We start from the raw sequence: 21,594 nt of genomic DNA, 5'->3' as shown, positions 1-21,594 counted from the left end.
TTTAAACGTCTCGGTTTTGAACAAAAGTAAAATCCTCAAAATTACAGCTGCCATTGGTTTTTTGGTAGTGTTGTTTCTTTACATTCAATTTTTTACCTCCAATACTACTTTTGACAAAGCGGAAATCTATGTTGAAATCCCAACCGATTCAAAATACGAAGACGTACAGCGCATCATTGCCCCTTATATAAAAAACAGCGGCAGCTTCGAATTTATAGCCAAACTCCGTTCGTATCCCGAAAATGTCAAAGCCGGAAGGTTTTTGCTCAAAAAAGGGATGAGCGCGTTTCAATTGGTAAGCGCCATGCGTAGAAACGTTCCGGTAAAATTAGCCTTCAACAATCAGGAGCGCCTCGAAAATTTGTGTGAGCGGATTAGTTCGCAAATTGAGCCCGATACCACAAAACTCTTGGCAACATTCCGGGACAGTATTTTTCTGGAGAAAAACGGTTTTACCAAAGAGAATGTTTTTGCCATGTTTTTGCCGAATACGTATGAGTTTTATTGGAATGTATCGGCTGAAAAATTCAGGGATAAAATGCTCGAAGAATACAATCGTTTTTGGACCAAAGAGCGCATCGCCAAAGCCGCCGATTTAAACTTGACGCCGGTTCAGGTAATTACTTTGGCGTCTATAGTTCACAAGGAAACGACTAAGAAAAGTGAGCGACCAACTGTGGCGGGTGTGTATCTCAACCGATTGCGAGACGGGATGAAATTGCAGGCCGATCCAACCGTGATTTATGCGCTCAAATTAAGAGACAACGATTTTAATCAAATCATAAAACGCGTTTTGTACAACGACTTGTTTATTAACTCACCCTACAATACGTATCAAAATGAAGGATTGCCGCCCGGACCTATAGCCATGCCCGATATTAATGCGATCGATGCGGTTTTAAATGCCGAAAAGCACAACTATCTTTATTTCTGCGCCAGCGTGGAACGATTCGGATACCACGAATTTGCGGCGACTATGGCGCAACATGAGGTAAATGCGAAAAAGTATGCCGATTGGTTAAATACACTGGGAACCAAACGATAATGGTTTGGGGAAACGATTTTACATAGTAGGATGGCTATTGGTGTCGAGTATGCTCTCGGCTCAAAATGCCGTTGAGCGTTTTTTAAAGCCTTCAGATTCCTTACACAAAAGGCGACTAAATACATTAATCATTACTGAGGCTACCTTAGGGACAGCGGCTTTGATTGGGCTCAACCAGGCTTGGTATGCTGACTATCCGCGTTCCGATTTTCATTTCATCAATGACAATGCCGAATGGCTGCAAATGGACAAAGCCGGACATGTATTTTCATCCTATCATTTGGGGAGCTTCGGAGCCAATGCCATGAAATGGGCCGGTGGCAACAGAAAATCCCAATTAATTTACGGTTCCACCATAGGATTAACCTTTCTGACGGCTGTTGAGGTTTTCGACGGTTATTCGGCCAATTGGGGTGCTTCTTGGGGCGATGTTGTGGCGAATGTTTCGGGAACTGCTCTTTTTGTCTCTCAGGAATTGCTCTGGAAAGAACAGCGTATTGTACCCAAATTTTCCTTTCATACTACGCCTTACGCTTCGGCTCGTCCTACTGTTTTGGGAAGTTCACTACAAGAGCAAATACTGAAAGATTACAATGGGCAAACCTATTGGCTGTCTTTTAATCTGCATTCTTTTGCCAAATCTTCTAAGATTCCGAAATGGCTTAATGTAGCCATAGGGTATGGTGCCGAAGGTATGATTACCGGAAATGACGAATTGGTCAATACTGTTTTTCTTCCGGAGTCGCAAAGATACCGTCAATTTTACCTTAGTCTCGACGTTGATCTGACGAAAATTGAAACCAAATCACATTTTGTTAAGACAGTTTTAACAATTTTAAATACCATCAAAATTCCGGCTCCAACGTTTGAAATCAAGGGGAGCGGCGGGTCGAAGTTGCATTTAATCTACTTTTAAGGTAGTTTAACTGCTTGATATTCAATTTTCTAAAAATAGTTGTATATTTGCACCCGGTAATTTCAAGTCGGTGACAGCGCTTGAGAAATCACACTAAATGATAAAAAAAGGAATTTTTTACACATCCATCCTACTAACAGTAGCTTTCATCAGCTCAGGTTTTAAACCACTATTTTCCCCAATCGACTTCGGTTCGAATGTCGATGAAAATGAAAAACTTTTATACGTTTTTCCTTCTCAAAAAGACATTGCTAATTTTGACATTCAGATTCCTTTTAAAGGAAAGTATTTTATTGGATACAAAGACGCTATTGCACACAAAGAATCACAAGGCAAATACAAAAAAATAAATACGCTGGGTTATTTAGGAAAATACCAATTCGGTGTTAGTACATTAAAATCAATCGGCATTCACGACAGTGATGCGTTTTTAAACAATCCCAAGCTCCAGGAAAAAGCCTTTGTTACATTGCTTTCCAAACACAAATACGATTTGAGAAAGTATATTAACGATTTTGAAGGTGAAGTTATTGACGGTGTTAAAATTACCGAATCGGGTATTTTAGCAGCCGCACACTTGGGCGGCAGTGGTTCGGTAAAACGATTTTTAAATACACGTGGCGAACGAAAATGCAGAGACGAATACGGAACCTCTGTGAAAACGTATTTAAAAGAGTTTGGTGGGTTTGATACCCGTAGAATCAAAGCCGTTAAAAACGCCAAAGTGCAATAAGCAACTACATTTTATGAATGATAAAAATACAAGGTCGGTTGTGTAAATCGACCTTTGTTTTTTTCCAATCGGCCACGCGCAAGGTCTTGATATATTCGGTGGGCAGTGTAATATCAGCTGCAATACACAAATGGGTGTTGGGTTGTAAAGCTGCCAAAATATCCTCTAAAAGTTTGTTGTTGCGATACGGGGTTTCAATAAAAATTTGGGATTGGTTTTTATCGGAAGATAATTTCTCGAAGTTTTTTAAAGCCGATTTTTTTTCTCCTTTATCAATCGGTAAATAACCGTTAAAAGCAAAACTTTGTCCGTTCATGCCCGAGGCCATTAATGCCAACAGGATAGAAGACGGGCCTACTAAAGGTACCACTTGAATCCCTTTTTCGTGGGCTATTTTTACAATGGCAGCACCGGGATCGGCTACACCCGGGCAGCCGGCTTCACTCATCAAACCGACATTGATTCCCTGTAAACAAGGAGCAATCATGGCATTGTGTTCGGCTATTTCGGTGTGTTTGTTAAGTAATGAAATCTTCAAATGGGCTTGCACTTTTGAAGGATGAACCGATTTGATGAATCTTCGAGCCGTTTTTTCGTTTTCAACAATATACGTGTCAATGAAGTCAATTGCTCGTCTGATGGTTTGAGGCAGTACATCATCGGGATTCATTTCGCCCAATGTGGTCGGAATCAGGTATAATTTTCCTTTGAGTGCGGGAGTATTCATGAGTGTTTCTCCAATAATTTTCGGGCTAAAATATCACAGGTTTCATTGAGCATTTCATACACCATGTCAAACCCGTTTTGCAGGCCGTAATACGGATCGGGCACATCTACATTTTCGCCCGGAAACAACTGATTTAAAATCATGTCGACTTTGGATTTTTGCGCCTCGGTTTTAGCCAATTCGATTACATGGTCGTAATTAGAACTGTCCATGACATAGATATAATCAAATTCGTCAAAATCTTTGGGTGAAAATTGTCTGGCTTTTTGGCGGGTGATATCCAACCCGTTTTTTTGGGCGACTAAAATCGAACGCTGGTCCGGTTGTTTCCCGATATGATAATTACCGGTTCCGGCCGAATCAACAAAAAATTTGTCAACGGGAAGTTTGGATGCCAATATTCCTTCTGCCAATGGAGATCGGCAAATATTACCTAAGCAAACCATTAAAATTTTAACGGGCATATTGTTTTTTTCTAAGTTGCAAACTTAGGCAAAAACCCAATTAGAGCGATAACTTTTTGTGAATATCTTCGACAAACTTTTTAAACTGTTTGTCGGTTGAAACCAAGTTGTCAACGGTTTTACAGGCGTGCAGTACGGTTGCGTGATCGCGGTCGCCAATTTGAGAACCGATGTTGGCCAAAGACGATTTGGTGAATTTTTTGGCAAAAAACATGGCCAATTGTCGCGCCTGAACCACATGACGTTTACGGGTTTTGGATTGTAAAGTATCCACATCCAATTGGAAATAATCGGAAACTACTTTTTGGATATAGTCGATAGAGATTTCTCTCTTCACATTTTTTACAAATTTCTCCACTACATTTTTTGCCAAATCCAACGTCACTTCTTTTTTGTTGAAGGAAGATTGGGCGATTAGCGAAATAATAGCGCCTTCCAATTCTCGCACGTTCGATTTGATGTTGCGGGCTACATATTCTACAATCTCTTCCGGCATTTCCACACCGTCGCGGTACAAAATGTTTTTTAAGATGGAGATTCGGGTTTCATAATCCGGTTGGTGTAACTCGGCAGACAATCCCCATTTGAAACGCGACAATAAGCGTTGCTCAATGTCTTGCATGTCAACCGGCGCTTTGTCGGAAGTTAGAATAACTTGCTTGCCGTTTTGGTGCAAATAGTTGAAAATATGGAAGAATACATCTTGCGTTCCTGATTTTCCGGATAAGAATTGCACATCATCAATAATCAATACGTCGATTAATTGATAGAAGTGAATGAAGTCGTTTCGGTTGTTCTTTTTTACCGAATCGATATATTGTTGCGTGAAAACTTCGGCAGAAATATACAATACGGTTTTTTCGGGATATTTGTCTTTGATTTCCACACCTATAGCATGTGCCAAGTGTGTTTTACCCAATCCAACACCACCGAAAATCAACAACGGATTGAAAGAAGTTCCGCCCGGTTTGTTGGCTACCGCCATACCGGCAGAGCGCGCCAAACGGTTGGAATCGCCTTCCAGGAAATTGTCAAAACTGTAATTCGGGTTGAGTTGCGACTCAATTTTTAAATTTCGGATACCCGGAATGACGAAAGGATTTTTCAGTTCCGGATTGAGGTTTTTAAACGGAGCATCAACATCTTGTGATTTAATCGGGCTGCGATGCGCACTCGGCAACTGTTCCGTAAATGGTTGTTTGTTGCCATAAGTGTTTTCCATTTTGATTTTATAGAGTAACTTTGCGTTTTTTCCGAGTTCTTTGGTTAACGCCACTTTCAATAATTTCACGTAATGTTCCTCGAGCCATTCGTAGAAGAATTTACTAGGCACTTGTATGTACAAAGCGTTATCAGTGAGCTCCACTGATTTAATCGGTTCGAACCAAGTTTTGAAAGCTTGTTCCTGAATATTGTCTTTTATGAACTCAAGACAGTTTTCCCATACCGATTGCGCAGTTTTGTTCATATTTAAGTTAAAATTACAGTAATTAGTGTTAGGTTATTTTGTCAAAAACGACCCTGAAAATGGTCGTGTTTTTCGGGATAACAAATATGTGAATAAAATTCGTTAAAAAAAATTTTAAGGGTATTGATTTTTTAAAAATATTGTTGTACAGAGATTAGTTGATTATAGATTAAAAGCAAAAAAAACAGATGAAAGAACATCAGATTCAAGTTAGAGTTCGTTACTCCGAAACCGATCAAATGAGTGTCGTTTATCACGGGAATTATGTGCCTTATTTTGAGATGGGACGCGTGGAATGGCTTAGAAATAAAGGGATTTCATATAAATCACTCGAAGAAAGCGGAATTGCACTTCCCATCGTTTCCATGACTATAAATTACAAAAAACCAGCACGTTATGATGACTTACTTACAGTGATTACCAAGTTCAAAAGTCAATCCTCAGTGAAGATAGAATTTGATTGCGAAATTCGCAATGAAAACGACGAGTTATTAACAACTGCACATTTTGTATTGGTTTTTGTGGACGTAAAATTAGGAAAAGCCATACCGCCGCCGCAATACATTTTGGATGTGATGAACCGCTAAACTTTTTGGATGTCAATTTCAAACAAAGCAGTAAAAATGTCGAATACTTTTTCGGCATTTTTTTTTCGGGTGGCAATCTCAATTTGACAGCTTTCTTCCATTTTTTGAGCCACGATTTCTAGGTTTTTTTCCTTGATGATGCGCATCACTTTATTCATGTTTTTGTAGTCAAACGAAATAACGAAATGAACATTGATGGTTTTTTCGATAATGTCGGCTCCAGCCAAAGCCATTTGTGCCGTGGTTCGGTAGGCCGAAATCAATCCGCCGACACCTAATTTTACTCCGCCAAAAAATCGAACTACGACCACCAAAACATTCGTCACGCCAAACGACTGAATCTGACCGTAAATAGGCATCCCGGCCGAGTTGCCGGGTTCGCCGTCATCGTTGGCTCGGAAGTAAACGGTATCGGTTCCCAATTGAAAAGCATAGCAAAAATGAACAGCACCGTGATGTTGCTTTCGTAAAGCCTCAAGATGTGTCTTAACGTCTTCTTCAGACTCAATCGGGAAGGCGTAACCAAAGAATTTGCTGTTTTTTTCTTTGTATAAAATTTCCGGAGAGGGCTGGGCAAGGGTATTATAAGTGTCTTTCATGTTTGAAATTCCAATACATTGGAGCTCGGAATTTACAACGGTAAGTGTTTTTGGTCAAATAAATTTATCACGTCGTCGGTGCCGACTTGCAAATTCCACACATGAAGTCCTAATTGGGCTGCCACATCCGTATTGTCTTTTTTGTCATCAACAAACAGTGTACGCTTCGGTGACAAATCGTGTTTGTTTATAATAGTAGTGAATATTTCCGGCTGTGGTTTCCGCATACCCATTTCATAAGAATAATAGACTTTTTCGAAACAACGGTAAAAATCGGTGTAAAACGACATGCCTACCTTGTGTTCAAAACGATTGATGTGGATGGAATCGGTGTTGGTTAACAGAAACAAACGGTATTTACCGGACAGCATCTGCAAAAACTCCAATCGGTACAAAGGAAAATCGCCTATTACCGAATTCCAGGCTTTGATAATGGCATCTACTTCGGCATTGGGAATAAATTTTTTGAAACTGTCGATAAATTCTATTTCGGAGATGTGTCCTTTTTCGAACAAATCATTCTTTGCTAATAATTCTTCATTTGGTCCGTTGAGTCCTAATTTTTTAAACTCTTCAATCGATTTTTCTTTTTCCAAATTGATAAAGACATCGCCAAAATCAAAAATTATAGTATTAATCATGGTTCAAATACAATTTAAGTTGGTCACCTTTAACGGGAATCGATGTGAAACGGCGCTCTAAAACCGGCGCTTTAATACCGTTTTTGATTTCGACTTTCCCAACAAAAACCCTGGCCTCATCCCAAAGATGGTCATCAATAAAAGTTTGAAGCGTTTGTCTTCCGCCTTCCACAATCACCGATTGAATTCCGTGATGGTATAAAATTTCAGCAATTTTATGGGTTAGTTGCCTATCAAAGATAACATTTTCATACATAATAGTATCGCTTGAAGTCAAATTTTCCTGTTCCGTAATGACTATAGTTTTCGTGGAGCCGTTTTTTACATGATATACTTCCGAGATTTTTCCGGTGCGATCCAAAACAATTCGAACCGGGTTTTGACCCGTCCAATCCCTGACATCCAATTTCGGATTGTCGTCTAAAACCGTTTGTGTACCCACCAAAATAGCCTGCTCTTCACTGCGCCATTGATGTACTAACTGACGGGAATAGGCGTTGGAAATCCAAACGGGTTTGTTTTGGTTTTTGGACAGTGGCGCCAAAAAACCATCGGTGGTTTCGGCCCATTTTAAAATGATGTAGGGTCTTTTTTTTGTGTGAAACGTAAAAAAGCGCTTGTTTAATTCGTGACACTCCTTTTCCAAAACACCAACAGTAACCGTGCAGCCGTTTGCAATCAGTTTTTGAATTCCGGTTCCGGCTACTTGGCTGTTGGGGTCGATGGTTCCGATGACCACATTCGGAATTTTGTGGTGAAGAATTAAATCACAACAAGGTGGTGTTTTGCCGAAATGACTGCAAGGTTCGAGAGAAACATAAAGAGTAGATTCAGCTAAAACGGATTTGTCTTTTACCGAATTTACAGCGTTGACTTCGGCATGAGCCTCGCCGGCTTTTCGATGCCAACCTTCGCCTATAATCCGGCCGTTGTGCACAATTACACTGCCTACTAACGGGTTAGGGTAGGTGGTGCCCAAACCGTTTTTGGCCAATTGAATGCAGCGATTTATGTAGAATTCTTCCGTCGATTTCATTTTTTGCCTAAGTTCGTCAGGAACGCCCTTAAAGTTGTTGTTTTATTCTTGTTTGTCTTTAGCGTTTCATGTATCTTCACCAAACAAAAATAAGACATTACTTTTACAATGAACAGCATCCTCATCAGGGAAATTCAATCCGAAGATAATTCGGCAATTGCTGCCGTAATCCGTGAGGTTTTTATCGCAGATGATTTCCCCAAAACCGGTACAGCCTTTGCCGATTCCCAACTTGATTATATGTTTGAGACCTACCACAAACCGAGAGCTGTTTATTATGTGGTAGAGCAAAACGGGAAAATAGTCGGCGGTGGCGGAATCAGCCAACTCGACAATACGGAGGACAATATTTGTGAATTGCAAAAGATGTACTTTTTATCGGAAGTAAGAGGAAAAGGTGTTGGTCAGCAAATGATTCAACGCTGTTTAGAAGCAGCCACGGCGTTTGGCTACGACCAATGTTATCTCGAAACATTGCCCGAGATGGAAGCCGCGCAACATTTGTATCAAAAAATGGGTTTCCACTATATTTGTGCTCCGCTGGGCAATACCGGGCATTCGACTTGTCCGGTTTGGATGATTAAAGATTTACGGTGAGATGTTGATTAAAAACTACAAAACTATTTTTTCAGAAGCGCTTACTTCGTTGTATGACGAGAAGGAAGTGGAGCGTTTTTTTTATATCATACTCGAGAAATTGCACGGTTTGAAACGCATTGATTTGGCACTGAATCCCGAAACGGTTATGGATGGCATTCATTTGAAACAATGGAAAGCCATCGTCTCCGATTTGAAAAAGCAAAAACCGATACAATACATTTTGGGAGAAACCGAATTTTACGGCTTATCGTTTCAAGTGAATGAAAATGTATTGATACCGCGCCCCGAAACCGAAGAGTTAGTTGCGTTGATTCTAACGGAAGAGAAAGGAAAACGGCACCAAGAAAACGTTCGTATCCTCGATATCGGTACCGGAAGTGGGTGTATTCCGATTGCCTTAAAGAAAAATTGGCCAACAGCCGAAGTCTATGCGATAGACGTTTCCGGCAAAGCCCTGCAAGTAGCTCAAAAAAATGCCGAGCGCAACGCTGTAGCAATAACTTTTATGGCAAAAAATATTTTGGAGACCGATGATTTAGGAATGCCATTTGACATCATCGTTTCCAATCCGCCCTATGTTCGACAGGTAGAGAAAGCCGAAATCAAACCCAATGTATTGGAATTTGAACCGCATTTGGCACTATTTGTAGAAGATGACGATGCGTTGCTCTTTTATCGAAAAATAGCCGCATTAGCTCGGGAAAATTTACGTCCCGGTGGCCGCTTGTTTTTCGAAATCAATCAGTATTTAGGAAAAGAAACGGTGGCACTGGTAGCCCAATTCGGATTTACACAAGTTGTGCTGCATCAGGATATATACGGCAACGACCGCATGATTAGTGCTTTTGCCTAATCACTCGTAGCGCAACGCTTCAATCGGGTCGAGGTTTGCGGCTTTAATCGCCGGATACAAACCGGAAACCAACGCCACAATGAAACTTGTGATAAAGGCCGCTACTATAGCGCCCCACGGAATCACAAAATCCCAGTTAGCAAACAAACAGATAAAGAATCCGGCTAGAATTCCGAAAACCGTTCCGAAAAAACCACCCATTTGTCCGATGGTTAAGGTCTCGATAAAAAACTGAAAAGCAATGGTTTTCTTTTTGGCGCCCAAGGCTTTGCGGACACCAATTTCGCGTGTTCTCTCGGTTACCGAAACCACCATAATGTTCATCAAGGCAATCGAAGACCCTAAAATAGTAATGATACCCATAACCCAAGCCGCTTTGGTTAAAAAACCGGTCATTTCGGCAATGCGGTGAATAAGGTCGTCGCTTCTCGATATTCCGAAATTATTGTCTTCTACCGGATTGAGTTTTCGCACTTTTCGCATGGTGGTAATGGCATTGTCGATGGCTTCATCGAGCATCTCTTTTTTCATTACCATGGCATTCACCGAGTAATTGATATTAGGAGCCGAAAACATGGAGCGGGCTACTTGTATCGGAATCATAATTCGTAAATCTTTGCTGTTGCCAAACGTAGAACCTTGTTCTTTTAAAACTCCGATGACTTTAAATTTGGCACCGCGAATCGAAATAATCTTGTCAATCGGATTTGTGTCTTTGAGCAATCCTTTGCTGGCAAAATCAGAACCCACGATACACGAATACACGTTGTTGGAAATGTCAAAAGAATTGAAGTTTCGGCCTTGAGCCACTTCAACTCCGGTGTTGGGCAAATAAAACTCATCGATTCCGAAAACCGTAATTTCCGGATCGGTTTTTTGATTCTCGAATTTCACTTCGGCATTGGAGGTAGCCATAAAGGAAAGTGATGTTTGGGTCAGCGGAAAATGAAATTTTTCTTTGAACGCTTTAGCTTCGGGATAGGAAATAATCGGATTAATTTTTTCAATTTCGCCACCACCGCTACTTCTGTTACGCGATTCGTATTGGTTGATGGTGAAGGTATTGGAGCCCATCGAAGCAAAACTGCTGTTGAGGTTGTACTCTATAGCAGAAACTACGGTAAGGATGCCTACCAACGCCATGATTCCGAAGGCGATAATAACAACAGTCAATATGGTGCGAAGCAATTGCGTTCGGATAGAACCCATTGCGATTTTTACATTTTCTCTGAATAATCCAATCATAACGGTAATTTGACACTAAAGTACAGCTTTTGTTACAAGAATATAGAGCGCGTTGTTCGAAAATAATTTTAAAAATAAGATATTTGCAAGGTTAATTCGCAATTCATAATTCATACAGATGGCTCAAAAACCAAGTATTCCTAAAGGCACGAGAGATTTTTCACCCGTAGAGGTGTCCAAACGCAACTATATCATTTCGGTGATGCGCCGTCATTTTGAGCAATTTGGGTACCAACCTATCGAAACGCCTTCGTTTGAAAACTCCGAAACCCTGATGGGGAAATACGGGGAAGAAGGCGATCGTTTGATTTTTAAGATATTGAATTCGGGGGATTATTTGGATAAAGTATCCCCGGAAGAGTTACAACAAATCAATTATAAAAAACTCACCGCAAAAATCTCCGAAAAAGCCTTGCGTTACGACTTAACGGTGCCGTTTGCCCGTTATGTGGTGCAACACCAAAACGAGATTGAATTTCCGTTTAAACGGTATCAAATTCAGCCGGTTTGGCGTGCCGATCGTCCGCAAAAAGGACGCTTCAGAGAGTTTTACCAATGCGATGCCGATGTAGTCGGTTCGACCTCGTTATGGCAGGAAGTAGAGTTGGTGCAATTGTACGATTCGGTTTTTGCCGAATTGGGTTTGGAAGGCGTGACCATCAAAATTAACAACCGCAAAGTTTTATCGGGAATTGCTGAGGTTATCGGGGCTTCGGATAAGCTGATTGATTTCACCGTAGCCTTAGACAAATTGGACAAAATAGGGGAGGACGGCGTTAAAAAAGAAATGCTCGAAAAAGGGATTGCCGAAGAAGCACTCGCCAAAGTACAACCCTTGTTTCGTTTTACCGGAACTATTCAGGAAAAATTTGAAAAATTGTCACAGTTGTTGACCACTTCCGAAGAAGGCCAAAAAGGCATTGAAGAACTGCGTTTTATCTGTGATAACGTGATGAAGCTTGGTTTGCAAAAAGCACAATTGGATTTGGACGTGACCTTAGCCCGAGGATTGAATTACTACACCGGAGCCATTTTTGAAGTTGCGGCACCGGCCGGAGTAGCCATGGGTTCTATTGGTGGCGGCGGCAGATACGATGACTTAACCGGCATTTTCGGGTTGAAAAATATGAGCGGTGTAGGTATTTCTTTTGGCTTAGACCGCATTTATTTGGTTCTCGACGAGTTGAACTTGTTTCCCGAAACCATTACCACAGCCACGCAGGTATTGTTTTTAAATTTGGGTGAACCTCAGGCCTTCGACGCCATGAAAGCCATAACTTTTTTAAGAAGTAAGCAGGTAAAAGCCGAAATGTATCCCGATGCGGCCAAAATAGACAAGCAGTTTAAACATGCGGAGCGCAGAAACATTCCGTTTGTGGTGAAAGAAATCACCGGAAGTTCGATTACTTTGAAGTGTTTAAGAACCGGCGAACAATCGCAAATCGATGTATCGGGTATTTTAGAGAAATTAACTTGAGTGTAATAAGTAGGAGCATAATTTGATTTTTTTATCAATAATGAATAAAAACTCTCCGCCCGAAACGGAGAGTTTTTTATAGGATACTGTTATTTTTTTATAATTTTTTTACTGATGGTGCCTTTATCCGTACTGATTTTTACAATGTAAGTACCGCTGCTTAGGTTGCCTACCGGTAAATGCATTTCAGTTTCCGATTGGTTTCCGATTGGCCATTCGGCTACTTTTTGCCCCAGCAAGTTGTACAACTCAACCGATTGAATGGAGGTTTCCATCAACTCATTTTTGATATGAATGGTATTGTCAGACTGCGTATGAGTAACCGACAGACTGTTTTGGATTTCATTCTCATTGGTTCCCAAAGCACTTGAAGTGGTGAATCTCAAGAAGAAACGATTCTCATAGACTCCGGCCGGTAAGTTAATTTCAAACGCCTGCGATGTAATACTGTGGTAGGCATCCGTTACATTGTCGTAAATATAAACTTCTTGGTTGTTGTCTAAATTTTCTGTGTCATCCAAATTGAATTTCACATTTCCGGCAGTAGCATTTTTAATTCCTAAAGGATAACTGTTGTTGGCATTAAAGTAACCGTCACCAATAATGTTTTGTTTGTTCGTTCCTTGCATGAAATACATGTCGCTCGATGTTGTTTCCGGACTCAACGCATCGTAACCGTTGTCGAATGCACCAGTGGCAAATTGATTCATAAAACCTAATAACAACTGTCGGTGGTAATTATCGGCCGATACAAATCCTAATCGTAATTTAGTGAATTGTTGCTGCTCAAACGAATCTTCCGCATTGTTATCATCCGAACTATTGCTGGCCATCATTCCGGTATTTCTGAATAAGTATTGTGAATTTGCATTGTCTTCCTTAATAAAAATACGTTGGCTGTTGTTGAAGGTTATTGTTCCACCATTTCCATTTCCGATTACAAAGAAACCTTGTCCCACCGGAATAAATCTTTTAGCCAGCTTATTGCTGATTCCCAAACCACTGATACCAGCCGGAGCCACAGGTGCGGTACCGCCTACTTTGGTGTAGGTGGCATATCCGCCTTGGTATTGTATGGTAGTGTGGGAATAGTTCGTATTGTAATGTTCCCAAAACAATAATGTTCCTGTGATTGAACCTATATTGTCATCGATGAATTTATCAGCATCAATGGCAGAAGGATATGGGTTACCACATAAATTTAAATTGTCGGGAGCCACGACAGAAGTTATAGGGCCGTTGTTAGGTTTTCCCACAAAAGTGTAGTTTTGGAAAGGGTTCGGGCTGTTTGACCCTTTCAACGTATATCCCTGACAAGCCAGTAATGTTCCGTTTGGCCCAACAGCTGTCCAGTTGGCATAACTGTTGGTTAAATTTTGAAATTTGAATATCCAATAGCTGCTCAAGGTAATTGGGCTGGTTGCCGAACTGTTGATGCTGTTGGTCCAATTTAAATTTTGAGGAATGGCAGTTGTTCCGTCTTTCATAACACCGGCTACGGTAAACCCGTGATTGATGGTGGAATTATTGATAGAGCTCACAGGTGATGACCAATAGTTGTAGTTATACATATTGGATTGTCCTTGTTGGTCTCTTTCGATAGATCCTGAACTGGTTACATCCAAATCACTATTAACGGTTTGTACCAATTGTGATTTTCCAACCAAATCAATTTTTCCATCCAGTTTTAAATAGTGTGTCAGCTCAATTTTGGTGTCATTGGCGGCACTCAACGTATTTGCAGTTACAAATAATCCCAGCAACGTTCGGTTTCCGGTTGAAGTGATATCATGATTTGTTTTCACAATATTCCAGTCAATAGAAGTGGCGTTGTCAACAATCGATAAACTGCCCGGTATTTGTTGGATGCTTCCGTTTGCCCAAGTAGCAGCACTTGCCCAAGATCCGGCGGTAGTACTTTCGTACGGTAGTGGCGCTGACTGTAGGGTTATCGTAGTTTTATTAGGAGAAAATACATTTCCTCTGTTGTTGTTCACGGAATCATCATTGATGTAGGTACCGATAAAAGAATTCATCGAATAATACGCTTGGAGGTTGCTCCAACCCAAAGAGCTGATATCGTTTCGGGTAACGGTGGTTGGGATAATAGCTCCTTTAGTCACCGTTCCGTTTTGTAGTATTTCCTGATTCATTACGAATTTTAACTCAGACAGCGTCAAGGCTTTGTTCCACAATCGGAACTCATCGATATCCCCTTTGAAAAAGTTTCGGGTATCTGATTTCGATCGGTATTCTGCTCCGATAGAGAATACATTCGAGTTTGATGCCGGAGCCGCTGAGTTAACAGTAGAGTCCAATACTCCATCGATATAGAGCTTGATAGCACCCGAGGAGTAAATAACAGCAATATTATGCCATTCCGAATTTGGTAAGGCTGTGTTTGAAGTTAATGTTGTTCCGCCGGACCATGTTACATTTACTTTGTTGTTGCTCGATAAATATACTCGGAACCCTGTTGAACCATTGAATTTAGATACTATAGTTCTGTCGTTAGCCAAGGTATTTGCTCCGGTAGGTCTAACCCAAGTCATCATGGTAAAGACACTGTTTAAGTTATTTACGGCAGCAGTTTTCATGATGTCATCTACACCATCAAAAGAGGCATGTCTTGAGTACACACTTTCATGCGCTACACCGAAAGTAAAATATTTTGTTCCGTCGAAGTCGTAACTAGTCTCTTGTTTGGTTCCGTTTGTTGATAAGAATATGGTTTCGACATCTGTGGTGAAAGCAGCGTCGGAAGCCACTATCATTACGTAAGCATCATTACCGGATAAAGCAGGTAAATTCGCTAACGCTGAAGTTGGGATGGAAATTTTAACTGTAGCTACATCTCCTCCGGTTTCCACAATTTTCCATTTCTTATTCGGAACATCCGTAACAGTGGTAACTCCGGAAGTACCACCAAAAGTGATGGTTAAATCAGTACCGGAATCATTCATGTTTTGACCGTTATCACCCCAAACCAAATATTTTTTGTCTGCATCGAAAGTATTTGTATTGGCGGTGTTAGTGGTGGCAATGGTTCCTAATCCGATGGTTAAGATAGTATTGGCATTAACACTTTTAGATTGTTTTTGATTTAATCTTGACAGGTCATCTCTACCGATACCGGTGATATCGTAATTGTAACCGGTATTGGATGTTGCGTTCCAAATCAGTGTTCCGTCAGAACCGATATAGTTTTGAGAAGTACCATTTACTCCCAGAGTAATGCCATATTTAATAGCTAGATAGCTTTCTACTTTACTTCTCTCAGTAACATCATTTTTTCTGGAGCTGAAAGTAATTATCTCCGCAATTCTTCCGTCTAAACTTCCGTCCCAAGCTTCACTTCTTCCAATCCAGTACGGACTGTCGTAAATGTTTCTGTGCTTAGAAGCGTTCACTTCAGTTGTTGCAATGTTATTGGCATTATAATACAATTGCATACCGGTATTTCCGGGGTTGTTTCTGATGTTGATAATTCCCGGGCTATTGTATTGTGATGTTGTGCTTACTTCTGCCGTTCCGTAAGAAGTAGTAGTGCCTGATGTATATGACAATACTTCATTGGTGAAGCGGGTGTCTACGTTACCAAAAGAGATGCCGGATTTCACATTTTGGGTACAAGGAGAACTTTTTCCGGCAAATACGTCCATGCTGTTCAGTGCAGAAGTTACCGTAACATCCGGAATAACCACTACAAAAGTGTCTTCTGAATAAAAGCCATTGGTTCCTTTCAAATATTGTCTTGAACTGTTCAAATCGGTATAAACCTGTGATGGACTGTTATACGGATTGGTAAAATCGACTACAGGGTTAAAATTGATGTTGTGCGTAGCATTATTGCGATAAACAGGTGCTCCAACTGCTGCAGGTTTGATAGCATTGGCTCCTTTTGCCTGAGTATACCATGTAATTACAGGGGTATTGTCGGCCACGGTTGTAGTCCCGTTTAATAAATCCGAACGCAACCACAATTGTAAGTCAGATGTCACCCCGCCCGGACCGTGTGTTAAAGTTGAAGGTAATGCGTTGACAGGCCATCTGATAATTATTTTTCCATCGGCACCTCTTCCTCCGGTTCCCTGATTAACTCCGTTGTTTCCGTTTCTGCGGCCGCCACCGCCACCGCCACCCGGACTGAGTCCCGGTAAACCGTCACCGTTAGGGGATGTATAGCCATTTCCGCCATTTCCGCCGTTGCAAGTGGCCACGGCACCTAAATGCGTAGTGGCATTAACACCCATGTTTTCTCCGGCTTCTGCTCCGGCTCCGCCTCCGCCACCATAAGAACCACTAACACCGTTGGCACCATTTCCTCCGCTAGAGGTCACGTCTCCAATAGAGCTTGCGGCCGAACCGCCTGCAGCACCGGTTGTTACGTTGTTGAGTGCTGTAGTACCTCCTTTTGCCAAGAAAGTTGAAGTGTTGATAAACCATGAGTCACCACCGTTAGCTACAGTTGTTGCTCCCAATCCAACGTTTACTGTATATGTTGTTCCCGGCACAACCGGAATCGATTTTGTGGCATAGGCTCCGCCTCCGCCTCCGCCGCCAACATTTCCAATATTCAATCCGTCTCCACCTTTTCCGCCGCCGCCCCAACCTTCAACGGTTACCTGATAAACTCCGGCAGGAACAGTGAAAGTACCCGAAGAAGTAAATGTTTGTGAGGTTATAGCCAAAACTTTTGTGGAAGTTGTAGTAAAACAAGGAGCACTTCCGGTAGCAGTTAACGTTAACACAATTCCTCCTTGTGTTAAACTGGTTGTGATATCAGCAGCACTTGGAGTGTAGGTACAAGCTGTTAATGAGTTTGGATTTGTAAAGGTACCGGTTCCGCTTGATGTCCATACTATAGAGTTGTAGTTTGAAGCACTCGCGTTAGCAGTAATGTTTACAGTTCCACAAGTAGAGCAAGTGGCAATATCTGATCCTGCATCGACAATCGGTGCCGGAATAAATGTTAAGGTTTTACTCGAGTTTACATTGGGACAGCTGGTATTTGAAGCCGTCAGCGTTATAATTACACTTCCTGCTGCAATATCGGCTGCACTCGGACTGTAAGTGCACGAGGTCAATGAATTCGAATCGGTAAATGTCCCTGTTCCGTTAGATGTCCAAGTGACCGAGGTATGATTTGTAGCACTTGAACCCGTTGTAACGTCTATTGCAGTGTTAGATGAACACACACTAAAAGAGGCACCGGCTGCTACAGTCATAGTGCTGTTTATCTGCAGCGTTTTAGTACTCACGGCATTGTTACACGGGGTATTTCCATAAGCTGTTAGTGTCAAGGTTACAGTCCCGTTAGCGATATCTGTCGGACTTGGGGTATAGGTACAAGTTGTTAACGAATTGGGATTCGTAAAAGTCCCTGTTCCGTTTGATGTCCAGGCTATCGAAGCATAATTATTTGCAGTTGCACCTGCCGTAATGTTTACCGCACCATTATTTGAACAAGAGGTCACATTTGTTCCGGCATTAGCTATAGGAGAAGAACTAATAGTAAGTATTTTGGTTGAGGTTGCAGTACTACAAGCAGCATTAGAGGCTGTGAGAGTGAAAGTTACACTTCCCAGTAAGATGTCTTCAGCACTTGGGGTATAAGTGCAGTTTGTTAATGAATCTGCGTTTGCAAAAGTTCCCGTTCCATCTGAGGTCCAAAGCACTGTAGTTTGGTTAGTTGCACTGGATCCTGTTGAAATATCAACAGCACCACCGGAATAACAAACTGAGAAATCTGAACCGGCAGCCGCCGTTGCAGCGACATTGATAATCAAATTTTTGGACGAAGAAACCGATGCACAAGGTGCATTCCCGACGGCCGTCAGGGTTAGTACCACACTGCCGGCTGTAATATCTTCAGCACTCGGGGTGTATGTAGCCGAGGTTAGCGAATCGGCATCTGTAAAAGTACCGGTTCCACTCGAGGTCCATAATATGGAATTGTAGTAAGTAGCATTAGAACCGGCAGTAATATTTACCGCACCGTTACTTTCACAAGTGTTTATCACATCTCCCGCCACAACGGTTGGAAGGGCGCTAATGGTGACTGTTTTTGTAGCATAAGCTACTCCACAACCTGCATTTGAAGCGATTAAAGAAAAAACAACGCTTCCGACAGCTAAATCAGCTTCGCTGGGAGTATAGTTACAATTAGTTACAGAGTCGGCATTCTCAAAGGTTCCGGTTCCATTTGATATCCAAATGACACTTGTATGGTGGGTTGCACTTGCATCAGAACCTATATTGATTGAGCCTCCGCTGTAACAAGTGGAAAAATCAACGCCGGCTGTTGCAGTAGGGGTAGTATCTATGGTTAATATTTTTGTGGAAACGGCATTGGAACAAGGAGTGTTCCCAATTGCAGTTAAGGTAATAGTAACACCACCGGCGGCAATGTCATCCGCACTCGGGAAGTAGGTAGCTGATGTTAATGAATCAGCATCGTTAAAGGTTCCCGTTCCGCTCGATGTCCATTCGACAGCAGTATAGTTTGATGCCGATGCACCGAAAGTAACATTAACAGCTGTATTGTACGAACAAATCGCCAAATCCATACCGGCCGCTGCATCAGCGCTGTCAACAAATGCCATTGTTTTAGTTGAGATAACATCAGTACATCCTATATTTGAAACCGTAAGTGTGAAAACAACACTTCCCGAAGCCAAATCATCAGCACTTGGCATATAAGTAGCTTGTGTGAGCGAATCGGCATTGGTAAAACTACCGCTTCCGTTTGATGTCCATGACACACTGGTTTGATTAGAGGCAACTGCATCAGTGGTAATATTAATAGCTGTTTCGGAAGTACAAGCACTAAAATCAGCACCGGCTACAGCCGTCATGGGGCTGTTAATAGTTACTGTTTTAGTAGAAACAGCAGCTGCACAAGGCGTATTCCCATATGCTGTTAGCGTTACAATAACGCTTCCCGCTGCGATGTCTTCTGCACTGGGAGTGTATACGGCAGAGGTAAGCGAATCAGGATTGTCAATAGTACCGGTTCCGCTTGTTGTCCACAAGATGTTGGTGTAATTATTGGCAGATGAGCCATCAGCAATGTTGATTGAACCAACAGTAGAACAAATGGATATTTCATCTCCGGCAATTGCTGTGGGTTGCGCTATAAAAGTTAAGGTTTTTGTTGAAGTTACATTGTCACAACCTGTATTGGAGGCGGTAAGCGTTAGTGTAACACTTCCTGCGGTTAAATCTTCAGCGCTTGCCGTATACGCACAATCGGTCATAGAATCAGCATGGGTAAAAGAACCCGTTCCGCTCGAAGTCCATAATACTTCGGTTTGTTGGGTTGCCTCGGAACCATCTGTCACGCTAACAGGATCTGTGGTCGCACAAATGGTGATGTCAGCTCCTGCCTCCACCGTCATTGGATTACCTATAGTTAATGTTTTGGTAGCTGTTGTGACGCCGCATGGTGAATTTCCGGTTGCGGTGAGCGTTAAAATAATAGTTCCGGAAAGAATATCGTCAGCACTTGGAGTATAGGTACACGATGTTATGGAATTGGCATCAGCAAAAGTTCCTGTTCCATTGGAAGTCCATGCAATAGAGGTGTAGTTTGCAGCACTAGCACCGGTAGTAACATTGACAGCACCACCTGATGAACACGTATAAACATTTGCACCTGCTTCTATATCGGCTGCAGCCACTAATGTTAAGGTTTTAGTTGATGTTGCGCTTGTACAACCCGGATTTGAAGCGGTAAGTGTTATTTGTACGCTTCCTGTTGCTATATCAGCCTCGCTGGGAGTGTAAGTGCAGGCCGATAATGAATTGGCATCTGTAAAAGTACCGGTCCCGCCGGTAGTCCATAATACAGTATTGTAGTTTGCTGCACTTGCCCCGGTCGTTATATTGATTGCAGTGTTTGATGAACATTCGGTAACGGCAGCGCCAGAAATGGCTGTCGGACTTGAATTTACCGTAATGCTGGTAGTATTGAAGGCACTTATATTGTTGCTGCAATAAGAAGAAGCTAAATTTGTTATTGTAACATTAGTAACACCCAAATTTAAAACAGGTGTACTAAATGTTCCGGATCCGGGATTACCGGCCGTGAAATTCATCACAGCAGTGATTCCGTTGGCAGTTGTTGCCCCACTTAAGTTATAAGTTACGATGTATGCTCCTGATGCTAAGGAAGATGAAGTTAAAGTTACCAGGGCAGAAGAACCCGCACACAACGGACTATTAGAAGAAGTTGCACCGGTTAAAGCGTAAGTAGGACAAGTATAAGTTATAATTACATATCCACCGGCTCCATTTCCACCGGCTGATGCTTTGGTGCCACCACCACCGCCACCGCCATAGTTACTCAGCGAAGATGAACCTGCGGCACTCGGAGAAGTAGTACCTGCACCACCGGCACCGGCAAATCCTCCACCGGCAGTTCCTCCATTTGGAACGGATCCTAAGCCTCCATGGCTCAAAGTACCCGCTGCGCCGCCGCCGCCGCCGCTACCAAGACCGTTGAGTCCGGCACCACCGGCGCCACCATTATAGGTTGAGCCAGCGCCTCCTGTTCCTCCGGCACCTCCATTGGTATAGCCAAAACCACCGATTCCACCATAAGCAATAACTGTTGTTGATCCAAATGTAGCAAAAGTGTTGCCTCCATTTGCTCCGTTTGGTGAAATGCTTGAGGTAGCACCGTTTCCTCTGGCTCCAATAGTGATGTTGTATGTTGTACCTGCTGTTACGGGAACCGAAATGTTTTTAGTGTAGCCACCGCCACCGCCACCGCCACCGCCATCTTTATTAGATGAGCCGCCATATCCGCCACCGCCACCGGCACCATACGCTTCCACTTGAATAGTGGTCACTCCTGCAGGAGCTGTAAAAGTTCCGGAGTTAGTGTAAAATATTTGTGATTGACCGTATCCTGCATACATTACCAATACCATTATTATGGTAATGTACTTTTTTCTTAGTGTAATCTGTATTTTTTCCATAACTCATTTTTTTAAGGTATGTAAAACATGGTTGATTTTGACAACTCAAAGCTAATACATCAATTCAAAATGTCGACAAAAAACACAAAAAAATCGATGAAATGCACTATATTGATTTATACATGCGTAAAAAACTTACAAAATAAAACTCAATTCTTACTTTTAAAATGCCTTAAAAACGACTTTTTTTCAGATGCTTTTGTTGATTAAACAGATTAA

15 protein-coding genes are annotated in these 21,594 nt (G+C 41.9%); 7 read left to right on the top strand and 8 right to left on the bottom strand.

The window, feature by feature from the left end:
* Window positions 1-16: 16 nt before the first annotated feature.
* From mltG to QHT84_RS08530, 3 genes are all read left to right on the top strand, one after another.
* Complete coding sequence (gene mltG / locus QHT84_RS08540; RefSeq protein WP_283239140.1) at window positions 17-1,045, top strand: endolytic transglycosylase MltG; 1,029 nt, start codon at window positions 17-19, stop codon at window positions 1,043-1,045.
* Between the two features lie 49 nt (window positions 1,046-1,094).
* Window positions 1,095-1,961: a DUF2279 domain-containing protein gene (locus QHT84_RS08535; RefSeq protein WP_283239220.1), complete on the top strand. Its 867-nt coding sequence runs from the start codon at window positions 1,095-1,097 to the stop codon at window positions 1,959-1,961.
* Between the two features lie 97 nt (window positions 1,962-2,058).
* Window positions 2,059-2,694: a peptidoglycan-binding protein LysM gene (locus QHT84_RS08530; protein ID WP_283239139.1), complete on the top strand. Its 636-nt coding sequence runs from the start codon at window positions 2,059-2,061 to the stop codon at window positions 2,692-2,694.
* Window positions 2,695-2,698: 4 nt separating this feature from the next.
* On the opposite strand, the gene QHT84_RS08525 is transcribed toward QHT84_RS08530, so the two are convergent.
* Genes QHT84_RS08525 through dnaA form a run of 3 tightly spaced genes read right to left on the bottom strand, consistent with a single transcriptional unit; the run spans window position 2,699 to window position 5,353 of the window.
* Window positions 2,699-3,421 carry an SAM-dependent methyltransferase gene (locus QHT84_RS08525; RefSeq protein WP_283239138.1) on the bottom strand — a complete coding sequence of 241 codons (723 nt, stop codon included), beginning with the start codon at window positions 3,419-3,421 and terminating at the stop codon, window positions 2,699-2,701.
* Entirely contained in the window at window positions 3,418-3,885 is a 468-nt protein-coding gene (locus tag QHT84_RS08520) for a low molecular weight protein-tyrosine-phosphatase (RefSeq protein WP_283239137.1), read from the bottom strand. Before QHT84_RS08520 ends, QHT84_RS08525 begins: the two co-directional genes overlap by 4 nt.
* A gap of 40 nt (window positions 3,886-3,925) precedes the next feature.
* Complete coding sequence (gene dnaA / locus QHT84_RS08515) at window positions 3,926-5,353, bottom strand: chromosomal replication initiator protein DnaA (RefSeq protein WP_283239136.1); 1,428 nt, start codon at window positions 5,351-5,353, stop codon at window positions 3,926-3,928.
* Between the two features lie 188 nt (window positions 5,354-5,541).
* On the opposite strand from dnaA, the gene QHT84_RS08510 reads away from it, so the two are divergent.
* Window positions 5,542-5,940, top strand: coding sequence for an acyl-CoA thioesterase (locus tag QHT84_RS08510; RefSeq protein WP_283239135.1), 399 nt, complete (start codon window positions 5,542-5,544; stop codon window positions 5,938-5,940).
* Here the strand turns inward: QHT84_RS08510 and QHT84_RS08505 are convergent.
* Genes QHT84_RS08505 through ribD form a run of 3 tightly spaced genes read right to left on the bottom strand, consistent with a single transcriptional unit; the run spans window position 5,937 to window position 8,216 of the window.
* Window positions 5,937-6,539 (bottom strand): IMPACT family protein, encoded by a 603-nt coding sequence (locus tag QHT84_RS08505; protein ID WP_283239134.1) that lies wholly within the window; start codon window positions 6,537-6,539, stop codon window positions 5,937-5,939. The two genes, QHT84_RS08510 and QHT84_RS08505, sit on opposite strands and share 4 nt — an antisense overlap.
* A gap of 32 nt (window positions 6,540-6,571) precedes the next feature.
* The gene (locus QHT84_RS08500) at window positions 6,572-7,180 is read right to left on the bottom strand and encodes an HAD family hydrolase (RefSeq protein WP_283239133.1); all 609 of its coding nucleotides are present in this window, start codon (window positions 7,178-7,180) and stop codon (window positions 6,572-6,574) included.
* The gene (gene ribD, locus QHT84_RS08495) at window positions 7,173-8,216 is read right to left on the bottom strand and encodes a bifunctional diaminohydroxyphosphoribosylaminopyrimidine deaminase/5-amino-6-(5-phosphoribosylamino)uracil reductase RibD (protein WP_283239132.1); all 1,044 of its coding nucleotides are present in this window, start codon (window positions 8,214-8,216) and stop codon (window positions 7,173-7,175) included. The genes QHT84_RS08500 and ribD overlap by 8 nt, the downstream gene beginning before the upstream one ends.
* 108 nt (window positions 8,217-8,324) lie before the next feature.
* On the opposite strand from ribD, the gene QHT84_RS08490 reads away from it, so the two are divergent.
* Together QHT84_RS08490 and prmC are read left to right on the top strand one after the other, a co-directional pair.
* On the top strand, window positions 8,325-8,813 hold the full coding sequence (locus QHT84_RS08490) for a GNAT family N-acetyltransferase (RefSeq protein WP_283239131.1): 489 nt from the start codon (window positions 8,325-8,327) through the stop codon (window positions 8,811-8,813).
* Between the two features lies 1 nt (window position 8,814).
* Window positions 8,815-9,669 (top strand): peptide chain release factor N(5)-glutamine methyltransferase, encoded by an 855-nt coding sequence (gene prmC / locus QHT84_RS08485; RefSeq protein ID WP_283239130.1) that lies wholly within the window; start codon window positions 8,815-8,817, stop codon window positions 9,667-9,669.
* Here the strand turns inward: prmC and QHT84_RS08480 are convergent, their stop codons facing one another.
* A complete protein-coding gene (locus QHT84_RS08480; protein WP_283239129.1) occupies window positions 9,670-10,914 on the bottom strand; it encodes an ABC transporter permease in 1,245 nt (414 codons plus the stop codon). It abuts the gene before it with no gap.
* Window positions 10,915-11,032: 118 nt separating this feature from the next.
* On the opposite strand from QHT84_RS08480, the gene hisS reads away from it, so the two are divergent.
* Window positions 11,033-12,391: a histidine--tRNA ligase gene (gene hisS, locus QHT84_RS08475; RefSeq protein WP_283239128.1), complete on the top strand. Its 1,359-nt coding sequence runs from the start codon at window positions 11,033-11,035 to the stop codon at window positions 12,389-12,391.
* Between the two features lie 89 nt (window positions 12,392-12,480).
* Here hisS and QHT84_RS08470 read toward each other — a convergent pair whose 3' ends face one another.
* The gene (locus QHT84_RS08470) at window positions 12,481-21,375 is read right to left on the bottom strand and encodes a LamG-like jellyroll fold domain-containing protein (RefSeq protein ID WP_283239127.1); all 8,895 of its coding nucleotides are present in this window, start codon (window positions 21,373-21,375) and stop codon (window positions 12,481-12,483) included.
* Window positions 21,376-21,594: the final 219 nt, after the last annotated feature.

Source organism: Flavobacterium sedimenticola (genome assembly GCF_030053345.1).
Classification (GTDB): domain Bacteria; phylum Bacteroidota; class Bacteroidia; order Flavobacteriales; family Flavobacteriaceae; genus Flavobacterium; species Flavobacterium sedimenticola.
Note: the sequence above shows the minus strand (reverse complement) of the source record. Positions and strands in the feature narration are given on the sequence as shown.